The following is a 25,109-nucleotide window of genomic DNA, read 5'->3' as shown; positions in this document are numbered from 1 at the left end:
GAGATAAATTATTTTCATTTAAATTTAAAGATGCTCTTAGATTTTATTTAAAATATTTTGGAAAGAAATCTGTTTAATTTGGTTCAGAAAATTATGAAATTCACAGAATAAAAACTTCCATCTTCCTTATTAAAAATACAAAAATTAAATGTCTATCTTTGCAAAATGGAAAAACTCACTTTTGCAGATTTTGACCTTCCGGTTAAAGTTCTTGATGTTTTAGCAGATTTAAATTTATTTGAGCCCACTCCAATTCAGGAAAAAAGTATCGGTCCGATTCTTTCGGGAAGAGATGTGATGGGAATTGCACAAACGGGAACAGGGAAAACATTGGCATATTTATTACCGGTTTTAAAAACCTGGAAATATAACAAAAATGGAAATCCTACCGTTGTTGTTTTGGTTCCTACAAGAGAATTGGTTGTTCAGGTAACAGAAATCGTAGAAAAACTGACAGAAAATCTTACTGCAAGAGTAATTGGTATCTATGGTGGAAAAAATATCAATACACAGAAGCTATTGTTCAACGATGGTTGTGATATCTTGGTAGGAACTCCAGGTAGAATCATGGATTTAGCGATTGATAACGCCATCTCATTAAAAGAAGTTCAGAAATTAATCATCGATGAATTTGATGAAATGCTGAATCTTGGTTTCAGACCACAGTTAACGCATATTTTCGAAATGATGCGTGATAAAAGACAAAATATTCTTTTCTCTGCAACGATGACCGATGCGGTTGACGGAATGCTTGATGAATATTTTGCTGGTCCAATTGAGATTTCTTTGGCAAAATCTGGAACGCCGCTTGAAAAGATTGAGCAGACCGCTTATAAAGTTGAAAACTTTAATACAAAAATTAATTTGCTTGAGCATTTATTGAAAAGCAATGAAGATATGTCTAAAGTATTGATTTTTGCAAACAATAAAAAGCACGCAGATTTACTTTTCACCCAAATTAATGAGCTTTTCCCAGAAGACTTTGATGTAATTCACTCTAATAAATCTCAAAACTACAGATTGAAAGCGATGAAACGCTTTGAAAATGAAGAAATAAGAGGTTTGATTACGACCGACGTTATGGCAAGAGGTCTTGATATTTCAAATATCACCCACGTAGTCAATTTTGAAACTCCTGAAGTTCCTGAACAGTATATTCACAGAATTGGTAGAACAGGTAGAGCCGATAAAGATGGTAAGGCAGTAACTTTCGTAACGAAGAAAGAAGATGATTCTGCTTTGGATATTGAGTTATTGATGGATAAAGAATTGGCATACATCGATTTTCCTGAAACGGTAAAAATCAATCCTAAGAAAATTGCATCTGAAGAAGATCAGATTGTAATGAAAAATCCAGCTCAGGTAAAACTTTTTGATGGTGGAGGAGCTTTCCATGAGAAAAAAGATAAGAATAAAAAAGAAAACTGGGGTGGCCCTTCTAAAAGAAAAACTCCAAAAAAATTCGGAACGAATAGAGCACAACAGAAAGCAATTTCTAAGTCTAAGAAAAAGAAATAAAAATAAATGCGTCTCAAGCGAGGCGCATTTATTTTTCTATAGAACTTGCTTTTAAAGCAAAATAAATTTTAGAGTTGTTTTTTAAATAAGATTACTGACGTATCATTTACGCCATCATTGTTGTAATCTTCGATATGATCAACAGTTGTCATTTCAGTAATGTTAAGTGAATGAACTACAGCAGACTCTACTATAGAATCGGAGTAGGTGAAAGTTAACATTTTTGAATTTTCGCTATATTGATACGTGCCGGTATCAAATCCGTCAGCAATACATTCAATATTATTTTTAGTGTAATATTTTATGCTGAAATTTTGATTTTTCCCGAATTCAAAAGTATTTTGAGCTTCGCAACCTGTAATATGGGTTGATCGTAAGATTGCATTGTTAGAACCTGAGATAATCATGGTTCTACTCATTTTCCAAGTCCCTACAATAGGTTTTATACCATTTTGATTATTTTCGTTGTCATCATTACCACAGGAAGAAAATAGGAGTATTGTGGCAAATGCCAGTAAAAATTTTTGTTTCATCGATGTTTTGTTTGTGTTTATTTTTACAAAACTATGTATTTTTAAAATACTGACAATGAAATAATTAAAAAAAGCGATTTCAATTGAAATCGCTTTTACTTTTCGAATAATCGAATGTTTTTTAGGATTACTTCTTATATAATCTTTCTTATTTCATATAAGGGTTCATCACTTTCGTCCAAAGACTGTAACCTTCTGGGGTGATATGAAGCATATCTTCTATAAAAAGATCTTTTCTGACGTTTCCATTAGCATCATTCATAACCTTTGTAATATCTATGAAATCAGCATTTTTTTCCTTTTTCATAAACTTTGCAATTTTTTTATTGGCTTCTTTCATTTGAGGCCATAGGTTTTCACGGCTTGGCGAATATTTTGTTGAGATATAGGCAACCTGAATATTCGGAAATTTCTCACGTATTTTCTTGTAAAATGTTTTGTATCGGTCAACTACAACATCAGCTTTTAAGGTAGCATCATCAGCAAAGTCATTTTCACCACAGTAAATAATGATTTGTTTAGGTTGATAAGGCGACAATAAATCTTCAGAAAAATAGTTTAAATCTGATAATCTTGATCCTCCAAAACCTCTGTTGATAATTGTTTTACCAGGAAAATAGTCTCCAACATCCTGCCATTTTGTAAATGATGAGCTGCCAACTAAAAGAATAGAATTTTTTGGCGGGACATTTTCTTGATCTAGCTTTTTGAAATTCTGAATGTCTTGCCAGTACATCGGTTGTTTTTCCTGAGCGAAAATCAGGGCGAAAGTCAGTAGCAGTACTACTGATAAAATCTTCTTCATTGTTTCTAATTTTTTTACGAAAGTAAATATAAAAAAAACTCCCGTAAAACGGGAGCTTATATTATTCTTTTATCTTTTGTAAGTAATGTATGTGACATCTATTACCATGTCGCCATTGATATCTACATTACCAAACATCTGCATCAATCTAAGTTCAGTATTGCTTAAAATAATAACCTTGTACTTGTTTTCATTGTCATTAACGTATTTTGTAACCAACTCTTTAGATTCATTAGAGTAAGTGTAGGTTCCTTCTGTTTTTTGACTTGTACAAGCTGCGCCTACTCCTGAAAAATCTGTATAAGAAGCGTAATAATCGGTTCTAAACTCTGTAGTACTTTTGGCTTCACAACCTGTAGGAGTGTACGTTTGCAATACAGTGGTATTATCTTTTCCGGATATTACTTCCATTTTTACAGTTTTCCATTCGCCTTTCAGCATGTCCATTTCATAACCCTGAACGTCATCATCTTCACATGATGTCAATGCTAATGCAGAAAAGGCAAATAAGAGTAAGTGTTTTTTCATTTTCACAAATTTTATAATATGCTAAAATATAAATAAATTTGTAATATCTATAATGAAATTAAGGTTTTTTAAACAAATGTTTGTAGAAAATATAATCTAGGCAACAGGTTTTAGGATTTAGGCTTTAGAAAAATATTTTAAGTACCACAATTTTTCATTTTCCTGAAAGATATATCATGTTATTTTCTTAACTAAATCCTAAGTCCTAATACCTATTTACTAATTTTAATAACTCATCTCAACGATTTTGAAAGCATCTTGAGGGGTAAGATTTTTATGTTCTCCCAAACCTAGCCAGTTTCTTTCAGTAAAAGCTTGTTGTACTCTTTCTGCAGTTCCTGCAAAATCTGGAGTGTAGTCAGACAGTTTAGTCTGTATTTCAAGGCTGTGGAAAAACTCTTCCAACTTTACAATCGCTTGCTCAGCTTTTTCTTCTGTACTACCTTCTGTAATTCCCCAAACTCTTTCAGCATATTGCGCTAGTTTTCCTTTTTTAGCATCAAAATTATAACGGTAATGCGAAGGTGCAATCACGGCTAAAGTTCTCGCGTGGTCGATTCCGTAATAAGCGGTTAATTCATGCCCTATTGCATGCACAGCCCAATCGGTAATGACTCCTTTTTGGATTAATCCATTTAAAGCCATCGTACAACACCACATGAAATTTCCTGCTGCATCGTAATCAAAATCATTCGACATCACTTTTGAAGCAGTATTCTGAAGACTTATCAAAATACTTTCTGCAATTCTTTCCTGAAGATCTGCAGATGATGGTGCTGTCATGTACTGTTCTAAAACGTGGGTATAAGCATCAGCAATTCCGTTTGCAATTTGGTTTTTAGGAATTGACCTGATGACTTCCGGGTCTAAAACTGAAAACTGTGGAAATAACCCAGGTCCGCCTGAAGATAATTTTTCGTTGGTTTCTCTTCTCGAAATCACATATCCTGAATTCATTTCAGATCCGGTTGCCGGTAACGTTAAAATTGTTCCGAAAGGCATTCCTTCTCCTTCAAAAGTACGGACTGGTTTTTTTAGAATTTCCCAAGGTTCACCGTCATAATTGGCCGCTGCAGAAAGAAATTTCACACCGTCAATTACAGATCCGCCTCCTACAGCAAGTAGATAATTGATGTTGTTTTCTTTAATAAAATTTAAAGCATTGACTAAAACTTCATACTCAGGATTAGCAGGAACTCCACCAAATTCATGTAGATTATAATCTTTTAAAGCTTCTTTTACCTGGTCGTAAACGCCATTGCTTTTGATACTTCCACCGCCATATATCATTAAAATTTTGGCGTCTTTAGGGATTTCATTTGAAATTTTTGCAATTTCACCTTTTCCGAAAAGTATTTTTGTGGGATTTTTAAACTCGAAATTAAGCATTGTTCTAATTATTTACTTCAAATGTAAGGATAGAAAGACAAAATATGAGTTAAGAAAGTTTTAAAATTTATATGATTGCATTTTATGAAAACTATTGCAATTTTGCTTTTATTTCATCTAAACTGTAAATCGCTGAAATTACTTCTTTTCCGCTGGAATCAATGACTCCAAATTTATTGTTGATAGATTCTACCAAAGCGAAATTATTCTTTAATTCATCAAATTTTCCGATGTGATGATAGATTGCGGGTACAATTTCTTTTCCGTTTTTATCAATCAGCCCATACGTATCCGTAATTGCTTTCACCATGGCAAAATCTGCATGTATTTTACCGAATTTTTCAATTTTTGAATAAATAGGGGTTACAATTTGTTTTTTATTTTGATCAATAAAACCATAAGTTCCCGAACTTGTTTTTACCAGAGCCCAATCTTTTTGATAATCCCCATAAGGATAGACTTTTTTGTATTGAGCATAGGAGGAAATACTCAGAATCGTAAACGCGAAAACAAATAAAGTCTTTTTCATAAGTTGGTAGTTTTTGGGCTAAGAAATTATAAATATTTAGATTTTCTCGATCTGATTTCGGTGTTTATTTGGTTAATGCTAATAAAACTGGGAATTAATGTCGTTAAACTCCCCATTCCTACAGCGATTAAAGCAAAACTTTTAGATGATATAGCAAAATAAAACAAAGCACAACATGCAATAATCATCACAATTCCAATCCCTATTGAAGCACCTAAAATAGTTTTTTTCTTAGATTCTAATTCTTCAATACTCAGCTCAGATAATTTATTTGCTTTCATCATTTTTTTAATCTAATAAAATCTTGTAATATCCATTTTCTTTTGTGGCCGAAACGGTTTCAAAATTAATATCGTCAATTTGGTAGCCATCACAATCTGTCGTGACATGAGATGATTTGATAGAAAAAAAGAAAATATTTGGCGCTGCAGTAAATCTGTATTCTTGTGTTCCGCTAAACGATCCTACTTTTTTTAAGATAACTTTATGGTCATCAGTTTGGGTGAGCTCTACACTTGTATAACTGTCTTGCCCGGTTTTTCTCATAATGCTGTATGTTGTAAGGCTTCCATTCTGAATTAAATTTTCTCCGGCAGAATTTACAAACTCAAAAACTACTTTTTCGGGAGCTGTATAACAGTCTTTTTTACACGAAATTATAATTAATGAAAAGCAAAGCAATAGCAGTAATTTTTTAAACACAATAGATATTTTAAGATTTGAATCTTACGAAAATACAAAAAAATAAGGGAATTATTAATTAAAATTCCCTTTAAGTTGAAAAAATAAACGCTTTAAAGCGCTCGCTTTTAATTCACTTTAATTTTTATTATTGGTATATCATCTTTTGTAAAAGTTTTCACGAATGAGAAATCTGTGATGATAATTATTCTAATATAATTTTGTAGTATCCTTTTTCGTCAGTTACATCAATCGCAATCCCTGTAAATGTTAATTTATTGATTTGATAACCATCGCAACCACCTTTAAATTCTGAAGATTGTATTGAAAAATCAAACACTTTAACATTAGAAAAGAAGGTATAGTTTTTTGTACCATTATAAGCGCCCACATTTTCTAAAATGATCTTATTATCATCGGTCTTGGTCAGTTTCAGACTAGCGTTATTTTCGTCTTGAATTGAATAGTTACTAAGCGTTCCATTGGTAATCAGGTTTTCATCATCAGAATTTACGAATTCAAAAACAATGGGCTGTGGAGCATTGTAGCATTCTTCGCCACAAGCTGTGAAAAGAAATGCAATAACAAGGAATATGAATATTTTTTTCATTGGATATAGATTGGTTCGATAAAAGTAAGAACTAATCATCAAATATTTGCATTCAAAATTATAAATCTGAATGACTACTTCTAGATCTGAATATTTTTAAAACTGTGCAAGTTGGTAATTGCTAATATCAAAATCATCAATCTTAATTTCTATTTTTTCATTGTTATGAAAAAAATATAAATAATTAATTTCAGGCTTGTAATCGTGTTTAGATTCTCTGCTTACTAAATGTTTCGATATAATTTTTTCAAGCTGAATTTCATTCCAAAGGTATCTTGGGTTATCTTTTATCTGAATTCCATTTTTATTTATAGAAATCATAACTTTAGATATTTTCTTAATCTCTAAAACTATTTTTACAATAAAATAACCTGTAAACGCTATTAATAAAGTTAATACAAAAATCACAACGAAATTCATCTTAATGATAATTGAGAAAAGGAAGAGAATTCCTATCATTACAAAAATGCTGTAGATGGAAATTTTAATAATCCTGCCAGAACGTGAATGTTTAATAACTACCTCATCTGAAACTGTATCTTCTTCATATTCAATTTTATCATGTTTATGAGTATTGTATTCTTTATGAATAAAAACTCCATTGATAAATGCACCAATAAAAAATATAATCGAAAGAATAAAGTTATATTGTAGAAAATAAATTCCTATTAAGAAAGCTAAAATTCCTACAATTGCGTAGAAGATGATACCGAATTTTATTTGTATTTTAATTTTTGTGAAGATACATTTTAAACTTAATTTACAGAAGATTTATAGAATATATTTCCATTCCACGGATATTCAGAACCTCGCCAAGCAGTAGCTTTTAGACAAATGATAAGAGTTTGAATAAAAAATATTAAGCTAAAAACAGCGTGAATAGAATTGCCTTTTTTCCTAAAAATTATCGTAATAATTAAATGAGTAATGGTTGTTACGTATAAAATACAATAACCCAGCATATCTCCTAATCCTTTTCCGAAAGAAATATGTTTGTAGAATGTCCCCAACAAAGAGATTGTAATTAAAAAAAGTAAGATAACTAAATTGAATATTTTCCAAAAACTTTTCATTCAGTAAAAATAATAACAAAATTGTTTTAGTATTCTCTATCTTTTTATTTCTGTATTATTAGTATTATTATCAAAATCGATACTTATAAGTTCTCTTGCATAAGAATTAACGCTTTTATATTTTTCGAAAAGTATATGCTTTATTGCTTCGGGAATTTCCTCTGATTTAATAAAATTATATACAAGTTCGGCTCTTATTGATCTTAATTCAAATAAAACAAGTTTATAAGTATTTTTCTTGTTATCAACTTGAAATAAAGTGTCAATTGCAGTTACCGCAGTTGTTACAGCTCCAAGAATTAAAATATTTGTTGTTGCATCTAAGTCTTTTATTTTCATCATACCGGACAAAACAGTAATAGTTCCGGCAAAAGCAATTTGAATTATCCGAATAAAATAAAACATCCAAGTATAACTTCTGGCTTTTCTTTCAATTCTGTTAATTTCCTTTTGTATCTGCAGATAAAAAGAATCATTTATTGAGTCATCTTTCATGGTAAATAGTTTTAATTAAAATTATATAATTAATTAAAATAAAGCATATTAAATATTTAATTATTTAATTATTTAATTATTTAATTATTTAATTATTTTTAAATCAAACACCATTTGAATTCAAGTTTAAATCGATTACATTTGTTATATGATACACGACCAACGCGCAGAAAAATTCAGGCAGATCGTTGAAAATAAGTTTCAGATCTACAATTCATTATTTATGAGCCTGCCTTATGATAAAATGACGAATATCGGAATGTTGCTTCCGTTTCTTTCTGAAGAAAGCAAGATTGGATACGAAGCTGGAAAAACACCTGAAGAAATCGTTGAAGAGTTTTTTAAAAATCATACCGATTTACAGAGTGAAGAGCAGAAGACTGAACTGCTTTTTAAAATCATACAATATATTGAAAGACAAGTTGTTTTGTTTGATAGTATTGAAGACGCTGCTTTTCCAAACATGCACTCCGAAAGTGATAACGGAACAGTAACGAATATGTATGAACGTTCATTACAAGACCATAAACTGGAAAAAATTCGTGAAAAACTGAAGGGTTTTGCGGTGAAAATTGTGTTTACAGCTCACCCGACACAGTTTTATCCAAATTCTGTGCAAAGGATTCTTCATGACCTTAGAAATGCAATTACCTCGGATTCTATTACCAATATTGATATGCTGTTGCAGCAGTTGGGAAAAACTCCGTTTGTTAATAAAGAAAAGCCAACTCCGATTGATGAAGCTTTAAGTATTATTTATTACCTGAGATATGTATATTATGATACGATTGGAGAGCTTTTTACAAAGATAAAATCAACATTTGGAAGTGAGCATTTTCATTTGCATGAAGACCTTATTCAGTTAGGTTTCTGGCCGGGAGGTGACCGTGACGGAAATCCTTTTGTGACCGCAGATGTAACGAAAAGAGTTGCCGAAGAATTGCATTCAGCTATTTTGAAGGCTTATTATAATAATCTTAAATCTGTACGAAGAAGGTTAAGCTTCCGTGGAGTTTCTGATGTGTTGACGAAACTTAGCAATGAATTATATTCCGGTATTTTTAGAAATGAAAAAATAACTGCAGATGATATTATTAAAAGATTAGAAGAAGCTGAAAAAATTCTGGTTGAGCAACACAATTCGTTATTCCTTGATGTTTTGGTAAATTTCAAGGACCGTGTAAAGATTTTCGGAACTCATTTTGCGACGTTAGACGTTAGGCAAGACAGCAGAATTCATCAGCAGGTTATTAATGAGGTTTTTGCTAAAGTTTTTGGTAATATTGAAGCTAGTAATGAAGAAAAATTTAATCAGTTAATTCAAATTTCAGAAAAAGTGAACGCTGATGATTTTGAAGATATTGTAAAAGATACTTTATTGACGGTTTCGCAGATTTCAGAAATTCAGGAGTTGAATGGCTCCAGAGGAATGAACCGCTATATTATTTCAAATTCTGATGCGGTAAAAGATGTGATGAATGTATATGCATTTTTCAAAATTTCAGGGTATCAAGATGAAGAGATTAACATGGATATTGTTCCGCTTTTTGAAACAATGGAAGGCCTTGCTAACGCTGAAAATGTAATGAAAGAGCTCTATCAGAATCCTGTTTATCAAAAGCATTTAATGAGAAGAGAAAATCAACAGACGATTATGCTTGGTTTTTCGGATGGAACAAAAGATGGTGGCTATCTGAAAGCCAACTGGGAAATTTATAAAGCTAAAGAAGTTTTAACGAAACTCTCAGAAGAATATGGTATTAAAGTAATTTTCTTTGACGGTCGAGGCGGGCCTCCTGCAAGAGGTGGTGGGAAAACTCACGATTTCTACGCTTCACAAGGAAAAACGATTGCCAATAATAAAATTGAACTCACTATTCAAGGGCAAACAATAACGAGTATTTTTGGAAATAAAGAACAGGCAAAATATAACTTTGAACAGCTTCTCACAGCCGGAGTAGAAAATGATGTTTTCAAAAATTCTAAAAAAGATTTAACGGAAAAAGAAAGAGCGTTAATTATAGAATTGGCAGACATCAGTTATCAAAAATATTCAGATTTAAAGGCGCATCCGATGTTTGTTCCGTATTTACAGGAGATGAGTACGCTGGAATATTATGGGAAAACCAATATCGGAAGCCGACCTTCAAAACGTGGTGGTGGCAGTGAATTAAAGTTTGAAGATTTAAGAGCAATTCCTTTTGTGGGGTCTTGGTCACAGTTGAAGCAGAATGTTCCCGGATTTTTTGGCTTTGGTTTTGCGATGCAGCAGATGAAAGAGCAGGGTAGGTTTGATGAAGTGAGAGATTTGTATAAAGGGTCAGATTTCTTTAAAACTTTAGTTTTAAACTCGATGATGAGTATGAATAAATCTTATTTTCCATTAACGTATTACATAAAAAAGAACCCGAAATTTGGAGAGTTCTGGAATGTTTTGTTTTCAGAATATAATCTTTCGAAAGATATTATGCTTGAATTGACAGGATTTAAACAGCTTCAGGAAGAAGACCCGTTATCAAGAAAATCGGTGAAGATTCGTGAGAGAATTGTACTTCCGTTGTTGAGTATTCAGCAATATGCCTTAATGAAAATACAGAAAGGAGAAGGTAATAAAGAAGCTTACGAGAAATTGGTAACACGTTCTTTATTTGGAAATATTAATGCAAGTAGAAATTCTGCGTAAAGAATTTTTAAAATAAACTGAAAGAGACTGCCATAAAGACAGTCTCTTTTTTTATAGACCTAATTTGTCATTAGGATTTGGCTGCTCACTTACTTGATTGACCAAGCTGATACTTGTAGGCGTTACCAAAGGAATATTGTCTGCATCTAAACGTTTTTTTATCTTCTCTAAAGCTTCACTTTTAGTATGCACCATATTTGAACCTGCAATAATCCAGAATTTAGCCTGAAGATTGAAAATTCCTTGTTTTAGACTGGTGAAATTTACTTCAGCAGTTTCCAATTTATCTATATTTTGTAAATTTTTTATCACATCCAAAATTCCTTGCTGTGCTTTGCTAATATCTTCATCGGCAGGAATTTCAAAATCTAAAATTATTCTTCTCTGTGGTGATGCGGTGATATTGTAAAACGGCGCATTAAAGATAACCTGATTCGGAATATAGGCTTTTTTTCCGTCGTCAGTAATCATTTTTGTGGTCAGAAAACCAATGTCCTGCACGGTTCCTGAGTGATTTCCTATCGTGATATAATCTCCTACTTTGAATGCTTTATCGATTCCAATCAGCATTCCTGAGAATATACTTGAAACTAAATCTTTTAAAGCAACCCCGGCAATTACCCCGGCAACTCCTAAACTACCGATGAATTTCCATAAAAACCCACTGAATCCCATAATTTCAAGCGCAATAAATGACCCCATCATCATGATGATAAATCTAAAAATCCCGATAATGGTAATTACTGAACCTTCGTTTTTACTTTGAGGAAAAACATTGTGCATGATTTTTACGGCAAACTTACTTAAGTATTTACTGCTAAAAAGGAAGAATAAAAAAACTAAAATCCCCACAACGAGCTTCGGAGTGAGTTTTGCAAATGCGATATACCAATTCTCTAAAACGTTATACACAGTATCTATGTAGCTTAAGCCATATTCCATAATAATCTTTTAAATTTTAATATATTTTTTAAGCAAAAATTTTGCCAGTTATAAAAAGTCTATTAAATTTGTAGACTAATAAAGCAAAATACTATGTCAATCAAACTAGGAGATACCGCACCCAATTTTCAGGCAGATTCATCATTAGGAACTATTGATTTTTACGAATACTTAGGGAATTCCTGGGGAATTTTGTTTTCACATCCTGCAGATTTTACTCCGGTTTGTACAACAGAATTAGGATTTACTTCAAAACTGAAGTCTGATTTTGAAAAGAAAAATACAAAAGTAATTGCTTTAAGTGTGGACGGGGTAGAAGAACACAAAAAATGGATTGATGATATTAATGAAACTCAAAATACGGAAGTGAAATTCCCAATTATTGCCGATAAAGACAGAAAAGTTTCAGAACAATATGATTTTATTCATCCTAATGCTTCCGCAACCGCTACAGTTCGCTCTTTATTAATTATCGACCCCGATAAAAAAGTGAGATTGATTATCACATATCCCGCTTCTACAGGGAGAAATTTTAATGAAATTAATAGGGTTTTAGATTCGCTTCAATTGGTAGATTCTCATAAAATAGCCACTCCTGTTAACTGGAATGACGGGGATGATGTGATTATTCCACCATCAATTTCTACAGAAGATGCAAAAAATATTTTTCCGAAAGGAGTGACCGAAATAAAACCTTATTTACGGTACACACCACAACCCAACAAATAGTCATAGATTTTTTATTTATTATATATAGTTTAGTTTTAATTTGAAGAAAGCGGCTAGGAAATTTCCTAGCCGCTTTTATTTTGATAAAACTTACTTTGTTATTATTTCATGTCATTAGCAATTGCTTTAGCTTTTGAAGTAGGTAAATAAATACTGAAACCAACATTGAAACTAATTCTTGATGTTAATCCTTCATTTCCAAATCCAGTTACACCATTATATTTTACTAGTCCTTCTACGCCAATATTTGGTGTAATGAAATAAGAATAACCAGGACCTACTCCAAAGTCTAGACCTGTAGTAGAAATTCCGTTTTCAACATTGAATCCACCAACTCCTACGTTACCTTCCAAGAACCAACGTCCGTGATTTAATAAATTATCAACGCCTTTTTCACCTGGTGAAACAAAATAACGACCTAATGCTCCAACTCCATAATCAAATTGTGTTGATTTACCGGCACCTGGCTTAGAAAATCCTAAAGTTACATAACCTCCAACAGCAACATTGTCTTCAATAAAATATGCCGCTCTTGGTTGAAGTTTGATATCATAACCAGCTCCTGTATTTAATCCGAAGTTGCTTGAAAGCAAACTACTTCCTACCATCCAGTTACCTTTTTGAATTTGTGCATTTGCAGTTGTAGCTAAGCCAGCGATTGCTAAAATTCCTGTAAAAATTAACTTTTTCATATTTTTATTATTTAATGTTTATTACTTTGATAAAACGTAAAATTCAATTAATGTGCCAATACGTTAATATTAGAGACTTTTTTTTTGTTTTTTAATTTTTTTTTAACAATAAAATTAGGGTGTAACTAATATCAATTGAGAATTTTTGATTATAAATAGGATTATAAAAAGCACTTAATTTACTATTGAAATTTGTGGTAGAAAGTTTAATAAAATGAAGAGAATTCCTTCCCATAGGGACTTTTAGCTATTAATATCTCTCAATAGAAAGGTATTAAAATTAAAAAGAGGAAGCTACAAAATTGTAACTTCCTCTTTATATAGTAAATGATTATTATATTATTAAAGCTTATAAGTAAGCGTAAAATAATAATTTCTTGGTGTAATAGGGTTTACAGAATAATTTTCGTGAACGTTGTAACTTTTAGAATCAAAAATATTATTAAGTTTTCCTTGTATTGAGAATTTTTTCCAATCATAACCTACGCTAAATGATGCGGTAGTATAAGGGTCTACTTCAAACATTCTTGTTACGTTATTTCTTGATGCTAATGTAGCTTTTGTATCGTTCCAGCCAGCAAATCTACTTCCTACATAGTAAAGACCTGCGCCTACTTTTAGACCTTGAAGCTTTTCTCCAAATTTATAAAAAACGGATAAATTTGCTGTAGTAGCAGGAGTTCTTACTAATCTCTGATCTTCCACGTATGAAGCAGGCAAATCTGGAGTATCTTTATAAACTGCATGGTTGTAAGAGAAACCTCCGATAATTGATAAATATTTTGTAGGATTTCCTGTAATATCTACTTCAAAACCTCTACTGCTCATTTTACCAATATATTCTTTAATAGTAGTATCATTATTGGCAATTCCATTACCATCGAATTGCGCAGTCGCATAATACTTATTATATAATATTTGGTATAATGAAACATTGAAAGATAATGCATTTCCAAAAAGATTTTTCTTCACCCCTACTTCATATTGGTCTATTGTAGTTGGGTTTAGAGCATTTTGGTTAATATCTTTTCCGGTATTTGTAGTGAATGAATTGGTATAAGTTGCAAAAACAGATAAATTATCATTTGGCATATACACTAAACCAAGTTTTGGTGATAAAGCTTGATCTGATGATGATGAATTAGGGGTTAAGATTTTTTCGCCAGTCTTGAAATCTGTATTAATTGTCGCCATATTTTCTATATAAGACCAACGTAAACCAGCAATTACTTTAAATTCTTTTGTTAAACTAATGAAATCTTGTGCGTAAGCTCCAATTCTTCTTGTCCTTGTTCTATTATTAATATTAAGTTTAGAATCTGGCATTGCAAGATTTGTATTGTCCCAAGTTGAAGGGTCATCTAGATAAACAACTTTAGATGGAGAATTGGTTAAAGTATACGTGTAAGCATCAGTTTGCCCATAATCTGCATCTGCACCAATTAATACTTTGTGACCAATACTTCCTGTATTAAATTCACCATTTAAGTTTACTTGTGCAGATCCATAATTTTGTTCACCGTTTGTTTTATTGTAAGGAACCGTCCAAGAAAGTCTTGTAGGACTTGTTTTTGCATACGTCCAAGCTACTCTTTCTGTAGAAAAATAATCTTTTGTATAATTCTGATAAGAAGCCGTAGAATTTAACGACCAGTTATCATTAAACTTATGGTTAAAAGTTACGTTGGTAGAAACCTGTTCTACATCTTGATATTGCCATTTGGTACCAAAAAATGTACTTCTATCTGTGTTTGTATTTAAAGAGTAACTACCGTCATTAGCTGTAATACCTCCAATTCCAAAATCTGGAGTGAAATTATTTTTAAGATAATCTGCTTCAACAATTAATTGAGATTTTGAGCTCAAGTTAAATAAGAATGAAGGATTAAAATAATATTTTTCAGATTGTACCACATCTCTGAAACTTTCAGCATATTCATAAGCTCCGTTTACTCTGAAAGCGATGTTTTTTGTTAATGGGCCATAGATATCAACTGTAGGTTTGTAAGAATTCCAGCTCCCTGCGTTTAAACCAATACTTCCACCAAAATCAAATCGCGGTTTTTTAGTAATCATGTTGATAACACCTCCAGCAGCAGTATTTCCGTAAAGCATTGCGTTGGCTCCTTTCAGAACTTCCACTCTTTCTAATCCGCTTACTTCTGGGAAGATCCCACTGTTAACTCTACTTCCGTTCTTAAATATATTGTCATTTCCTAGCGCAAAACCACGGCCTCCAAAACTGTCTTGAGAATTTCCTCTTGATGATGTAATATACATTCCGTTTACGTTCTGTAAAACATCGCTAAGCTGTTTTGCTTGTTGTTGCTCAATAATATCATGAGTAATAATAGCAATAGGCTGGGGAGTTTCCATTACGGTAAGGTTCGATTTAATCGATAATGGAATCGCTTTGTTTGGGTTTCCTGTCTTACGAATATTTACATCTTCAATGGTTCCAATTCTAATGGTATCAGCTTCTGTATTTTTTAATTGAGCAGATAGCGACACTGTGATGGTAAGTAATCCTAACGTGATTAGTTTTTTATTCATTATATTTATTTAGAGTAGATTTAAATAATGCGCAAATGTATCATTGTTATTTAGAATAACTAAAAATAATTTTCTGATTTTTGTCATATCCTTTTTTATGATTATTTAACATTAAAATCTCAGTTTCTAATGTTCTTAATTTTAAATATATTTGTTCAAATTTAAGTCTATGCAATTGGTAAAAGTAGGTTTGTGTGCCTTTGGGATGAGTGGTAAAGTTTTTCATGCTCCGTTTTTAAAAGAGCATCCCGGTTTTTTTATGTCTGCGATTGTTGAAAGATCGAAGGAAGATTCTAAAGAAAAATATCCCGATGCCATTATTTACCGTTCGGTAGAAGAAATGCTGAAACATGCAGATATAGAAGTTGTCGTTGTAAATACTCCGGTTCAGACTCATTTTGAATATGTGAAAATGGCTTTGGAAGCCGGAAAAAATGTGATTGTAGAAAAACCCTTTACCGTTACGGTTTCAGAAGCAGAAGAACTGGTGGATTTAGCTGAAAACAAGAATCTTTTTTTAAGCGTTTATCAAAACAGAAGATTTGACCGTGATTACCTTCAGGTACAAAAAGTTGTGGCGGAAGGAAAATTAGGGAATATAAAAGAAGTTGAAATTCGTTTCGACAGATTCAGAACAGAACCTAGTGGAAAAGAGCATAAAGAAAACCCTGAGCAAAATGGTTCCGGATCTGTGCATGATTTAGGTTCGCATTTGGTAGATCAGGCAACGCAATTTTTTGGTTTCCCCGAAAAAGTTTTTGCAGATATTTTTTCAATGAAAGGAGAAGCTTATGCCAATGATTATTTTGAAATTCTACTTTATTATAAAAATGATTTGAGAGTGAGATTAAAATCTTCTGTTTTTACCAAAGAAGATCATTACGCCTATAAAATTCATGGTGATAAAGGCAGCTTTTTGCAAGAGCGTACCGATAATCAGGAAAATGAATTGGTAGCTGGAGCGATTCCCACCTACGGAAAAGATTGGATGCAACCTTTAATAGAAACTGACGGAATTCTTAATTATTTTAATGAAAACTCAGAAGCAGAAAGAGTTTTAACGTTGAGTAATCCTGGAAATTATATGAATTATTATCAGCAAATCTACGAACACATTGTTTTTGGATACGCTTTGCCCTCTCTAGGAAACGAAGTCGTTCAAAATATGAAAATTATTGAAGCCGCTCTTGAAAGTTCTAAAAAAGGAAAAGTTGTTGAACTATAATAGATTTTTGTAACAAATACAGCCGGTAGCACACCTATTTATAAAATAAATTATGCAAAAAAGAAGTTCAAGTTTTACCGTCATCGGTTTGTTGTTTGTAGGGATTGCAATGACTTTAGTTCAAGATAATATATATCTTAAATATGGATTTCTTATTGTGGGAACGGTATTTCTTTTTTACAGTATTTTTAAATTAATCAGAAAAAAGTAATTTTTAAGCATAAAAAAAGAGCTGTTCAGTAATTGAACAGCTCTTTTTTAGTTTTATTTAGTCTTGAAGCTCAAGCCATCTCATTTCGTGATTTTCAAGTTTCTCAGCAAGACTTTCCAGCTCAGCAGAAAGTTTTGATATTTTCTCGTAATCAGCTTCATTATTCAGTTGTTCCAAGATAGTTGCTCTTTTACCTTCAAATTCAGGAATTTCTTTTTCAATAGTTTCCAGTTCACGTTGCTCTTTGAAAGAAAGTTTCTTTTTTGGAGCCTGTGGTTTTTCAACAGCTACTGGAGCTGGTTTTTCAACGACTTTTTCAGGAACTAATTTCGCCTTTTTATATTCACTTTTTTGGCTTACGTCTTCTAGTTTTTTATTTTCTCGGTATTCTGAAAAGTTTCCGATGAAATCTTTAATTTTTCCTTCCCCTTCAAACGCTAAAATATGATCAACAATACGATCCATAAAGTATCTATCGTGAGAAACGATAATCAAACTGCCTTGAAAGTTTAAAAGGAAATTTTCCAAAACCGTCAAAGTAGGAAGGTCAAGATCATTGGTAGGCTCATCAAAAATCAAGAAATTAGGATTTTGATACAGAATATACATCAAATGCAGTCTTCTTTTTTCACCTCCCGAAAGTTTAGAAATCGGTGAGTATTGCGTTTGGTCATCAAATAAGAATAACCTCAAAAACTGAGAGGCAGTAATTGTTTTTCCATTAGCCAAAGGGAAGTTTTCAGAAATGTCTTTAATGAAATCAATGACTCTTTCTTCTTCTTTATATTGAAGTCCTTTTTGAGAAAAATATCCGAATTTAATAGTTTCTCCGGTTTCAATTTCCCCAGAATCTTTAGGTTCAAAACCTTGAATAATATTCAGTAAAGTAGATTTTCCGGCTCCGTTTTTTCCTACAATTCCTACTTTTTCACCTCTTTGAAACTGGTAACTGAAGTCTTTTAGCAATAATTTATCACCATAGCTTTTTGAAACATCTCTAAGTTCAAGAATTTTGTTACCCAATCTTTTCATTTCAAAATCAAGCTCCAAAGACTCTTTTCGGGTATCGGTTTTAGCTACTTTTTCAGTTTCGTAAAAGTCATCTTGCCTCGATTTAGATTTTGTAGTTCGTGCTTTTGGCTGTCTACGCATCCACTCCAATTCCTTTCTGTAAAGGTTTTGCGCTTTATCAATCGTAGAATTCATATTATCCTCACGAATCATTTTATTTTCAAGATAAGTCGCATAAGAACCATTATGGAAATATAGATTTTGATCTTCCATTTCCCAAATAATTCCACAAACAGCATCAAGAAAATACCTGTCGTGCGTAACAAGAATTAAAGTTATTTTTGCTTTATTTAAATAATTTTCTAGCCATTCTACCATTTCCACATCAAGGTGGTTGGTGGGCTCATCCATAATCAATAGGGTATGACGGTGTTCTGCTCTGGTTTCCGTTAAAAGTTTTGCCAAAGCAACACGTTTAATCTGTCCTCCGGAAAGCATTCCCATTTTCGCTGTTAAATCTGTAATTTTCAGCTGAGAAAGAATTTGGCTCATTTCATTTTCCAAATCCCAAGCTTTGTGAATTTCCATTTCAGCAAGCGCTGTTTCCATCTCATCCGGGTTTCCAGAAAGCAAAGCATGATGGTATTTTTTTAAAGCTAAAATTGGCGCCGAATCTAAAGTCATCATAAACTCGTCAATCGTCAAATCAGAATCAAAATCGATTTCCTGATCAAACAAAACTACCTGAATGTCTTTATTAATGACTACATTTCCACTGTCTGCGATTTCTTTTCCCATCAAAATCTTCAAAAGGGTAGACTTACCGCTACCATTTTTGGCTACAATGGCAATTTTGTCGCCTTCGTTGACATGAAAAGAGATATTTTTAAATAAAGTTTTAATACCATACGATTTGGTAAGGTTTTCGACAGAAACGTAATTCATTATATTATGAAGATTTTATTTGAAATTTCAATTGAGCCGCAAAAATACGAAATTTAAACCTTAAAAATATGATTGCAAAATTACGTTCTCTCCCTAAAAAAAGATATTGGGACTATTTCATTCTAGTCGCAAGATTTTTGCTGGCTTTTACTTTTATAAATTATGGGTACAGTAAACTTGTGGATGGGCAGTTTGGAGTTTCTTCTAATGATTTACTGGTTCCGTTAAAAGACCTGCCTTTATTTAAAGTCATGTGGTTTTTATTTGATCATGAACCTTTAAAAACTACGGTAGGCATACTACAAATTATTACCGGAATTTTACTTTTGTTTGAATCCACTGCAATTTTAGGAGTTATTTTCTTTATTCCTATTGCTGCAAATATTGTTTTAATGGACATCAGTTTTATGGATGAAGGGATGGGACAAGCTTTTACACGACGTTTTATATTCTATTTTGTTTTATGTTTTTTAATTGTATGGAATGATAAAGAACGGATAAAAATTATTTGGAAGGCAATAATTAAAAAGTTTTCGATAAAAAGGAAATTCCCATTGTTTCTTTATTTTTTGTTGCCTTTATTTGCAATATTCTTAGAGATTTTACCAGGTATTCCTTACGCTCTTTATTATTACATAACCAATCCTGAAAGAGTTTCTGAAAGTTTTAAACTTATTCAGAGTCTTTTTCAATAGACTTGATATTTTTATTCTTAAGATTTTTGTAATCATTTTTAATGTAGATTTGAGTAACTAAACTATACATAAAACTATGATACAAATTAACTTTTTGGCAATACTTGTTGCTGCGTTAATCCCTTTGATAATGGGATTTATTTGGTATAATCCTAAAGTTTTCGGAAACATTTGGATGAGAGAATCTGGTTTAACGGAAGAAAAAATGAAAGGCGCAAATATGGGCGTAGTCTTTATTCTGTCCATTATTTTATCTTTTTTAATCGGGATGTTTTTACAATTTGTAACGATTCATCAGTTTGGAGCTTTGGGAATGATAGGTGGTGATGAAACTTTAGCAAAACCTTCTTACACTGCTTTTATGAATGATTATGGTAAAGCCTACCGCTCATTTGGTCATGGCGCACTACATTCTTTTATGACAGGTATTTTCTTTGTTTTTCCATTAATTGCGATTAATGCCATGTTTGAAAGAAAATCTTGGAAATATGTTTTCATTAACACAGGATTCTGGACCATTACCATCACTTTAATGGGCGGAATTATTTGTGGATGGTATGCGACAGATGGTTTCAATTGGGTTACACAAAAATAATATCAAATTATAAATTTTAGGGCTGCTTGAGTGGCCTTTTTTATGGCTTATACTTTTAAAATTTTTAATTCTACTACTGAGCTTCCGGAGGACTGGAACTCCAGAATCGGGCAACAAAATATTATGTTGTCTGAAGAATATTTTCGTGTTTTAGAAGAATCTAAACCTGTAAATATGAATTGCTGTTTTGTGGGCTTTTTTTCTGATAAAAAGTTAGTGGGCGGTGCTTTATTTCAATATTTAAGTTTCATCGAGCATAAAAGCTTTCAGAAAGGTGAAGTTTTGTGCAACATAAGAAATTTTTTGACCAGACAGTTGAGTAAGGATGTGATGATTTTAGGGAATAATATGCTGACCGGACAAAATGGTTTCTATTTCGATACCGCAGAAATACCTACAGATACAGCGATTCCCTTGTTGAATGAAGCATCTAAAAGTGTAAGTAGAGTATTGGGAAAAACATCTTTGATTATTTACAAAGATTATCAGAAATCGTTTTTGAAAAATTTTGAGGACGAAAAGCTGAAATCTTTTTATAGATTTTCGGTACAACCGAATATGATTTTAAATATAAAACAGGAATGGAGCTCTTTTGAAAATTATTCGAATGATTTATCTAAAAAATACCGAGCGAGATTGAAATCTGCAAAGAAAAAAATCAAAGGAATTCAAAGATTAGAATTAAATATTGAGTCAATCAAAAAGCATCAGAATGAAATGAATGTTTTGTATCAAAACGTTGCGGAAAATGCTCCCTTCAATACATTTTTTCTTACACAAAATCATTTTGAAAGCATGAAACGCAATCTTCAGGAAAACTTCAGAGTTTTTGGATATTTTTTTAATGAAAAGCTGATTGGATTTTTTACGTTAATTCTCAATAATAATGATATTGATACTTATTTTTTAGGTTATAAAAAAGAGATTCAGAAAGAAAAGCAAGTCTATCTCAACATGCTTTTTGATATGATTGAATTTGGAATTTCTAATCAATTTAAGCGTATCGTTTTTGGTAGAACTGCTCTCGAAATAAAATCTACAATCGGAGCAGAGCCGGTAGATATTTTTGGATTGATAAAGCATAACAACAAAGCAATTAATCCATTTATGGAAAAGATTTTCACATCGCTAAATCCTAAAATTGAATGGATTCAGAGAAAACCTTTTAAATAAATTAAGAATTAGGTTCACTTTATTGTGATTTTTTAAATAAAATTTAACGAAACGCAAGTCAAATTTAATATGAATTTAAGAGTGATTGATATTGAGATTTGAGATTTTTGCTTCAAATTAATACCATGAAAAAGTCTACTATTTTATCGCTTCTTTTTGCTGCTGGTTTTTACTATTCGCAAACTATTACGGGAACTGTAATTGCTAAAAACGAAAATCATCCTATTTCTTTCGCGAAAATTGGGGTTGAAAAAGAAAATATTGGAGTAGTGACTGATGAAAACGGAAATTTTAGCATTAATCTTTTTAATGCCTCTCCATCCAACAAAATCAAAATTGAGGTTGCGGGTTACGAACCTTATACAGAGACCGTATCTAATTTTATTAAGCAAAGTTCACAAAAGATTTATCTTAAGGAAAAAGTAAAAAATATTCAGGAAGTTGTACTAAGAACTAAAAAATTAGTCGACAAAAATTGGGGCGTAAATACGAAGACAAAAAGTGTGATGTATTCGGTAAATCCGGCATTCAGAAAAGAAGATTTTTTAGGGGAAACTGCTTTAGAGTTTAAAGCTTCAAAGAAATCAAAAATTAAAACAATCAATCTGAATATTGCAAGCATCACCGCAGACCGACCTGTGATAATGCGTTATACAATTTATAACGAAAAGAATGGCCTTCCCGGAGAAAGTATTTTGGATGAAGAAATTACGGTTGAGCTTACAAAACATAAAATTATCGATAATACGTTTGCTTTAGATGTAAATGACAAAAATATTTGGGTTCAGGGAAAATTTTTTGTTGGAATTCAGTTTTTGAAAGAATTTGAAGGCAGGGTAAATATCAGTGCGGCGCTTTTCAGAACCGGATATATCAGAAAATTTTATGATGAATGGAAGAAGATGACGATTGCCGCTCCCGCGATAAATATTGATGTAAAAGTGGATAAAAATGCCAAAGATGAAAATAAATTTGAAGAAATGAGTGACCAAAGTGTTGCCTCTCTTTTTCCGGATGTAAGTAAATATATGGAAGAATCTGATAAAGAAATTTATGGTAAAAATCAAGAAATGGGTAAGTTTTTAGCACTAAAAGATGCAGACCTTTATTATGAAGTGTATGGGAAAGGTGAACCTCTTTTCTTGCTTCATGGAAATTCTGGAAGTATCAAAGATTTTTATCAGCAGATTCCGGTGCTTTCAAAACAGTATAAAGTAATTGTGATGGATACAAGAGCGCAAGGCAAAAGTACTGATAAAACAAAAAAAGATTTTAACTATAAGATTTTTGCGGATGATGTAAAAGCTTTGGCTGATGATTTAGGTTTACAAAAAATCAATATTGCAGGGTGGAGTGATGGCGGAAATACAGGATTAGAATTTGCTTTGAAATATCCTCAAAACTTAGGAAAACTGATTACCATCGGTGCCAATGCAGTTCCTGAAGGTGTTGATCAAGAGTTGATTAATAATTTCAGTATTAAATATAAAGTGTTACAGCTTCAGAATAAACCTGAAAAACTGAACGAAGGCAGATTATTGAAATTAATGCTTAAAGAACCCAAAATTACAGACAAACAATTAAATAAAATTCAGAATAAGGTGTTGGTTATCGCTGGTGAAAAAGATGTCATTACACAAGCTCACACCGAATTTATGGCGAAACAAATCCCAAATTCTGAACTGAAAATCTATAAAGATGCCACCCACATGATTCCTTTTGAAAATGCAGAGCAACTTAATGAGGATATTTTAGAATTTATGAAGAAATAAACAGATTATTCTTTCAGAAATTTTTCATAATATACTTTATCCTTGGTTTGTATTTTTAAATAATAAGTTCCTTTGGCAAAGTCTTCTACTTTAATTGATTTTTGAGCAGATTTTAAAATAAGTCTTCCCAGGTTATCATAAACTTCTGTTGAAATAATTTGTGCTTCGGTCGCAATATTAAGGATGTTTTTTACGGGATTTGGGAAGATGGCTATCGTTTTCTTTTTAACGAGCTCCGAAGTATTTAGTGTAGAATTATAGAAGCTTCCAAAATTCAGAATTCCGTATCCCATTTGATTGGTATAAGAAGGGAATAGCGATGCGGTCTGTCTAAGATTTGTACGCATGATATCTCTGTTCATTGTCGGAAAAGCCTGAATTAAACAAGCCACTCCGCCTGCTGCGATTGGTGTTGAGATTGATGTTCCAGAAACTGAAATAGTCGTATTATTGTCAACGGTGGTAGCAGAACTTCCTCTTGTGCTTGCATCTGGTTTTACTGCTCCTAAAGAATTAGGACCATACGATGAAAAAGGAGATGAGCTTCCCGCAGCATCTACCGAACCGATAGAAAAAACTTTCACATTATCTGCTGGAGTTGTGATATAATGCCAAGGAACTTCACCGGAATTTCCGGCTGCAATTAAAACAAAAATTCCTTTGTTTACAGCAATTTCACTGGCTCTTCCGATAAAAGATTTTGTGCCGTTCATATCATTGTACGAGTAGCTGTATTTCGGGTCATCAAAATTATTGTAGCCTAATGATGTTGTAATGATATCAACGCCTTTTCTGTCGGCTTCTTCTGCAGCTTCAATCCAGTACAATTCTTCTTCAGGAACTTCTACCGTTGCATTTTCACTTCGGTAAAGATAAAAATCCGCATCGGGAGCAGAACCCACAAAAGTATCAGCAATATAACCTCCAATTGCTCCTAAAACTACCGTTCCGTGATTATTGAGAGAAGGATTGTAGATGTCTGTATTTTTAGAAACAAAATCGTAACCGCCTTTTATTCTACTATTCGTCCATAATCTTGAAAAAGCAGAACCAGTATTTACTGTAGGAAATCCGCTGTCGATAACTGCAATGGTCACTCCAGTTCCGGTAAATCCTGCAAGGTGAAGCGGTCTTAAGTTAATTTGGTCAATTTGTTCAGAACCAGAACCATAATCGAAAACCGTCATGTTTTTCTGTGCCAGTTCAAAATCTGCCCATTTGTTTATGTTTTGAGTTTTTAAAGTCAATGAAGAGTTTTTAGCAAAACTTTCTACAGACTGTACAAATGGTTGTGCCTTGATGATATTTGCCTGTGCCTGATTAACATTTAGAGCAACTCCGTTTAGCCATTTTGAGTAATCGGTGATGGTAAATCCTAAATTTTGTAAGTTTTGAATATAGGTTTGCTCAATAGGAGCATCTTGGTCATTGAGTGCAATTCCTAATGCAGTACGTCTGTTAAGCGACTTCTGGCTAAGTTCGGAAAGAGGATTGGCATAAAATGCAGCTTTGTTTGGTTTATCAGTAAAATAAACAAAAACAAGCTCAGTCTGAGCAAATGTTGTAGAATAACCCGCTAAAAAACAAAAGAGTAAAAGTTTTTTCATCTAATAATTTTGTATAAAGATAAAACAAAATCAATAAAATTTTTGATAGCACTTTAAATTCCTTATTTTTACGAAAATATTCGTTTAAAAATCGCTTTATAAAAATGAATTCAAA

The 25,109-nt window shown here is 32.2% G+C and carries 25 protein-coding genes; 9 read left to right on the top strand and 16 right to left on the bottom strand.

From position 1 onward, the window contains the following. The first annotated feature begins 165 nt into the window (after positions 1–165). Positions 166–1,518 (top strand): DEAD/DEAH box helicase, encoded by a 1,353-nt coding sequence (locus LO744_RS12725; protein ID WP_230669769.1) that lies wholly within the window; start codon positions 166–168, stop codon positions 1,516–1,518. A gap of 68 nt (positions 1,519–1,586) precedes the next feature. On the opposite strand, the gene LO744_RS12720 is transcribed toward LO744_RS12725, so the two are convergent. The 11 genes from LO744_RS12720 to LO744_RS12670 all read right to left on the bottom strand — a co-directional run bounded on the left by LO744_RS12720 (position 1,587) and on the right by LO744_RS12670 (position 8,161). After that, on the bottom strand, positions 1,587–2,051 hold the full coding sequence (locus LO744_RS12720) for a lipocalin-like domain-containing protein (RefSeq protein ID WP_230669767.1): 465 nt from the start codon (positions 2,049–2,051) through the stop codon (positions 1,587–1,589). A gap of 148 nt (positions 2,052–2,199) precedes the next feature. Continuing rightward, positions 2,200–2,856 (bottom strand): GDSL-type esterase/lipase family protein, encoded by a 657-nt coding sequence (locus LO744_RS12715; RefSeq protein WP_230669765.1) that lies wholly within the window; start codon positions 2,854–2,856, stop codon positions 2,200–2,202. A gap of 69 nt (positions 2,857–2,925) precedes the next feature. Further along, the gene (locus tag LO744_RS12710) at positions 2,926–3,384 is read right to left on the bottom strand and encodes a lipocalin-like domain-containing protein (RefSeq protein WP_230669763.1); all 459 of its coding nucleotides are present in this window, start codon (positions 3,382–3,384) and stop codon (positions 2,926–2,928) included. A 225-nt stretch (positions 3,385–3,609) separates the two neighbouring features. Then, complete coding sequence (locus LO744_RS12705; RefSeq protein ID WP_230669761.1) at positions 3,610–4,773, bottom strand: iron-containing alcohol dehydrogenase; 1,164 nt, start codon at positions 4,771–4,773, stop codon at positions 3,610–3,612. 91 nt (positions 4,774–4,864) lie between these two features. Next, positions 4,865–5,302 carry a WG repeat-containing protein gene (locus tag LO744_RS12700; RefSeq protein ID WP_230669759.1) on the bottom strand — a complete coding sequence of 146 codons (438 nt, stop codon included), beginning with the start codon at positions 5,300–5,302 and terminating at the stop codon, positions 4,865–4,867. 26 nt (positions 5,303–5,328) lie between these two features. Next, complete coding sequence (locus tag LO744_RS12695) at positions 5,329–5,586, bottom strand: hypothetical protein (protein ID WP_230669758.1); 258 nt, start codon at positions 5,584–5,586, stop codon at positions 5,329–5,331. A 4-nt stretch (positions 5,587–5,590) separates the two neighbouring features. Next, positions 5,591–6,004 carry a hypothetical protein gene (locus LO744_RS12690; RefSeq protein ID WP_230669756.1) on the bottom strand — a complete coding sequence of 138 codons (414 nt, stop codon included), beginning with the start codon at positions 6,002–6,004 and terminating at the stop codon, positions 5,591–5,593. 184 nt (positions 6,005–6,188) lie between these two features. Beyond that, positions 6,189–6,593 (bottom strand): putative periplasmic lipoprotein, encoded by a 405-nt coding sequence (locus LO744_RS12685; RefSeq protein WP_230669754.1) that lies wholly within the window; start codon positions 6,591–6,593, stop codon positions 6,189–6,191. 96 nt (positions 6,594–6,689) lie between these two features. After that, complete coding sequence (locus LO744_RS12680) at positions 6,690–6,914, bottom strand: hypothetical protein (protein ID WP_230669752.1); 225 nt, start codon at positions 6,912–6,914, stop codon at positions 6,690–6,692. A 434-nt stretch (positions 6,915–7,348) separates the two neighbouring features. Then, entirely contained in the window at positions 7,349–7,606 is a 258-nt protein-coding gene (locus LO744_RS12675; RefSeq protein ID WP_230669750.1) for a hypothetical protein, read from the bottom strand. Between the two features lie 96 nt (positions 7,607–7,702). Then, the gene (locus LO744_RS12670; protein WP_230669748.1) at positions 7,703–8,161 is read right to left on the bottom strand and encodes an SLATT domain-containing protein; all 459 of its coding nucleotides are present in this window, start codon (positions 8,159–8,161) and stop codon (positions 7,703–7,705) included. Positions 8,162–8,309: 148 nt separating this feature from the next. Here LO744_RS12670 and LO744_RS12665 point away from each other — a divergent pair, with 148 nt between their 5' ends. Continuing rightward, positions 8,310–10,844, top strand: a complete 2,535-nt coding sequence (locus LO744_RS12665; protein WP_230669746.1) for a phosphoenolpyruvate carboxylase — start codon at positions 8,310–8,312, stop codon at positions 10,842–10,844. Positions 10,845–10,895: 51 nt separating this feature from the next. Here the strand turns inward: LO744_RS12665 and LO744_RS12660 are convergent, their stop codons facing one another. Further along, on the bottom strand, positions 10,896–11,786 hold the full coding sequence (locus LO744_RS12660; RefSeq protein ID WP_230669744.1) for a mechanosensitive ion channel family protein: 891 nt from the start codon (positions 11,784–11,786) through the stop codon (positions 10,896–10,898). Positions 11,787–11,879: 93 nt separating this feature from the next. Between LO744_RS12660 and LO744_RS12655 the strand changes: the two genes are divergently transcribed. Beyond that, positions 11,880–12,515 carry a peroxiredoxin gene (locus LO744_RS12655; RefSeq protein WP_230669742.1) on the top strand — a complete coding sequence of 212 codons (636 nt, stop codon included), beginning with the start codon at positions 11,880–11,882 and terminating at the stop codon, positions 12,513–12,515. A 101-nt stretch (positions 12,516–12,616) separates the two neighbouring features. Here LO744_RS12655 and LO744_RS12650 read toward each other — a convergent pair whose 3' ends face one another. Then, positions 12,617–13,207, bottom strand: coding sequence for a hypothetical protein (locus LO744_RS12650; RefSeq protein WP_230669741.1), 591 nt, complete (start codon positions 13,205–13,207; stop codon positions 12,617–12,619). 342 nt (positions 13,208–13,549) lie between these two features. Then, on the bottom strand, positions 13,550–15,760 hold the full coding sequence (locus LO744_RS12645) for a TonB-dependent siderophore receptor (RefSeq protein WP_230669739.1): 2,211 nt from the start codon (positions 15,758–15,760) through the stop codon (positions 13,550–13,552). A gap of 169 nt (positions 15,761–15,929) precedes the next feature. Here LO744_RS12645 and LO744_RS12640 point away from each other — a divergent pair, with 169 nt between their 5' ends. Continuing rightward, the gene (locus tag LO744_RS12640; protein WP_230669737.1) at positions 15,930–16,985 is read left to right on the top strand and encodes a Gfo/Idh/MocA family oxidoreductase; all 1,056 of its coding nucleotides are present in this window, start codon (positions 15,930–15,932) and stop codon (positions 16,983–16,985) included. Positions 16,986–17,037: 52 nt separating this feature from the next. Then, positions 17,038–17,196 carry a hypothetical protein gene (locus LO744_RS12635; RefSeq protein ID WP_230669735.1) on the top strand — a complete coding sequence of 53 codons (159 nt, stop codon included), beginning with the start codon at positions 17,038–17,040 and terminating at the stop codon, positions 17,194–17,196. Between the two features lie 57 nt (positions 17,197–17,253). Here LO744_RS12635 and LO744_RS12630 read toward each other — a convergent pair whose 3' ends face one another. Then, positions 17,254–19,152 carry an ABC-F family ATP-binding cassette domain-containing protein gene (locus tag LO744_RS12630; RefSeq protein WP_230669733.1) on the bottom strand — a complete coding sequence of 633 codons (1,899 nt, stop codon included), beginning with the start codon at positions 19,150–19,152 and terminating at the stop codon, positions 17,254–17,256. 68 nt (positions 19,153–19,220) lie between these two features. On the opposite strand from LO744_RS12630, the gene LO744_RS12625 reads away from it, so the two are divergent. From LO744_RS12625 to LO744_RS12610, 4 genes are all read left to right on the top strand, one after another. Then, positions 19,221–19,847: a hypothetical protein gene (locus LO744_RS12625; protein ID WP_230669732.1), complete on the top strand. Its 627-nt coding sequence runs from the start codon at positions 19,221–19,223 to the stop codon at positions 19,845–19,847. A gap of 76 nt (positions 19,848–19,923) precedes the next feature. Further along, a complete protein-coding gene (locus LO744_RS12620) occupies positions 19,924–20,442 on the top strand; it encodes a DUF1761 domain-containing protein (protein WP_262908744.1) in 519 nt (172 codons plus the stop codon). A gap of 42 nt (positions 20,443–20,484) precedes the next feature. Next, positions 20,485–21,615: a peptidogalycan biosysnthesis protein gene (locus LO744_RS12615; RefSeq protein ID WP_230669730.1), complete on the top strand. Its 1,131-nt coding sequence runs from the start codon at positions 20,485–20,487 to the stop codon at positions 21,613–21,615. Positions 21,616–21,740: 125 nt separating this feature from the next. Beyond that, positions 21,741–23,387, top strand: coding sequence for an alpha/beta fold hydrolase (locus LO744_RS12610; RefSeq protein ID WP_230669728.1), 1,647 nt, complete (start codon positions 21,741–21,743; stop codon positions 23,385–23,387). Between the two features lie 5 nt (positions 23,388–23,392). Here the strand turns inward: LO744_RS12610 and LO744_RS12605 are convergent, their stop codons facing one another. Then, entirely contained in the window at positions 23,393–24,994 is a 1,602-nt protein-coding gene (locus LO744_RS12605) for a S8/S53 family peptidase (RefSeq protein ID WP_230669726.1), read from the bottom strand. Positions 24,995–25,109 lie beyond the last annotated feature (115 nt).

Origin of the sequence: Chryseobacterium turcicum, from assembly GCF_021010565.1 — a bacterium.
GTDB lineage: Bacteria > Bacteroidota > Bacteroidia > Flavobacteriales > Weeksellaceae > Chryseobacterium > Chryseobacterium turcicum.
This window is presented reverse-complemented; position numbering and strand designations above follow the sequence as displayed.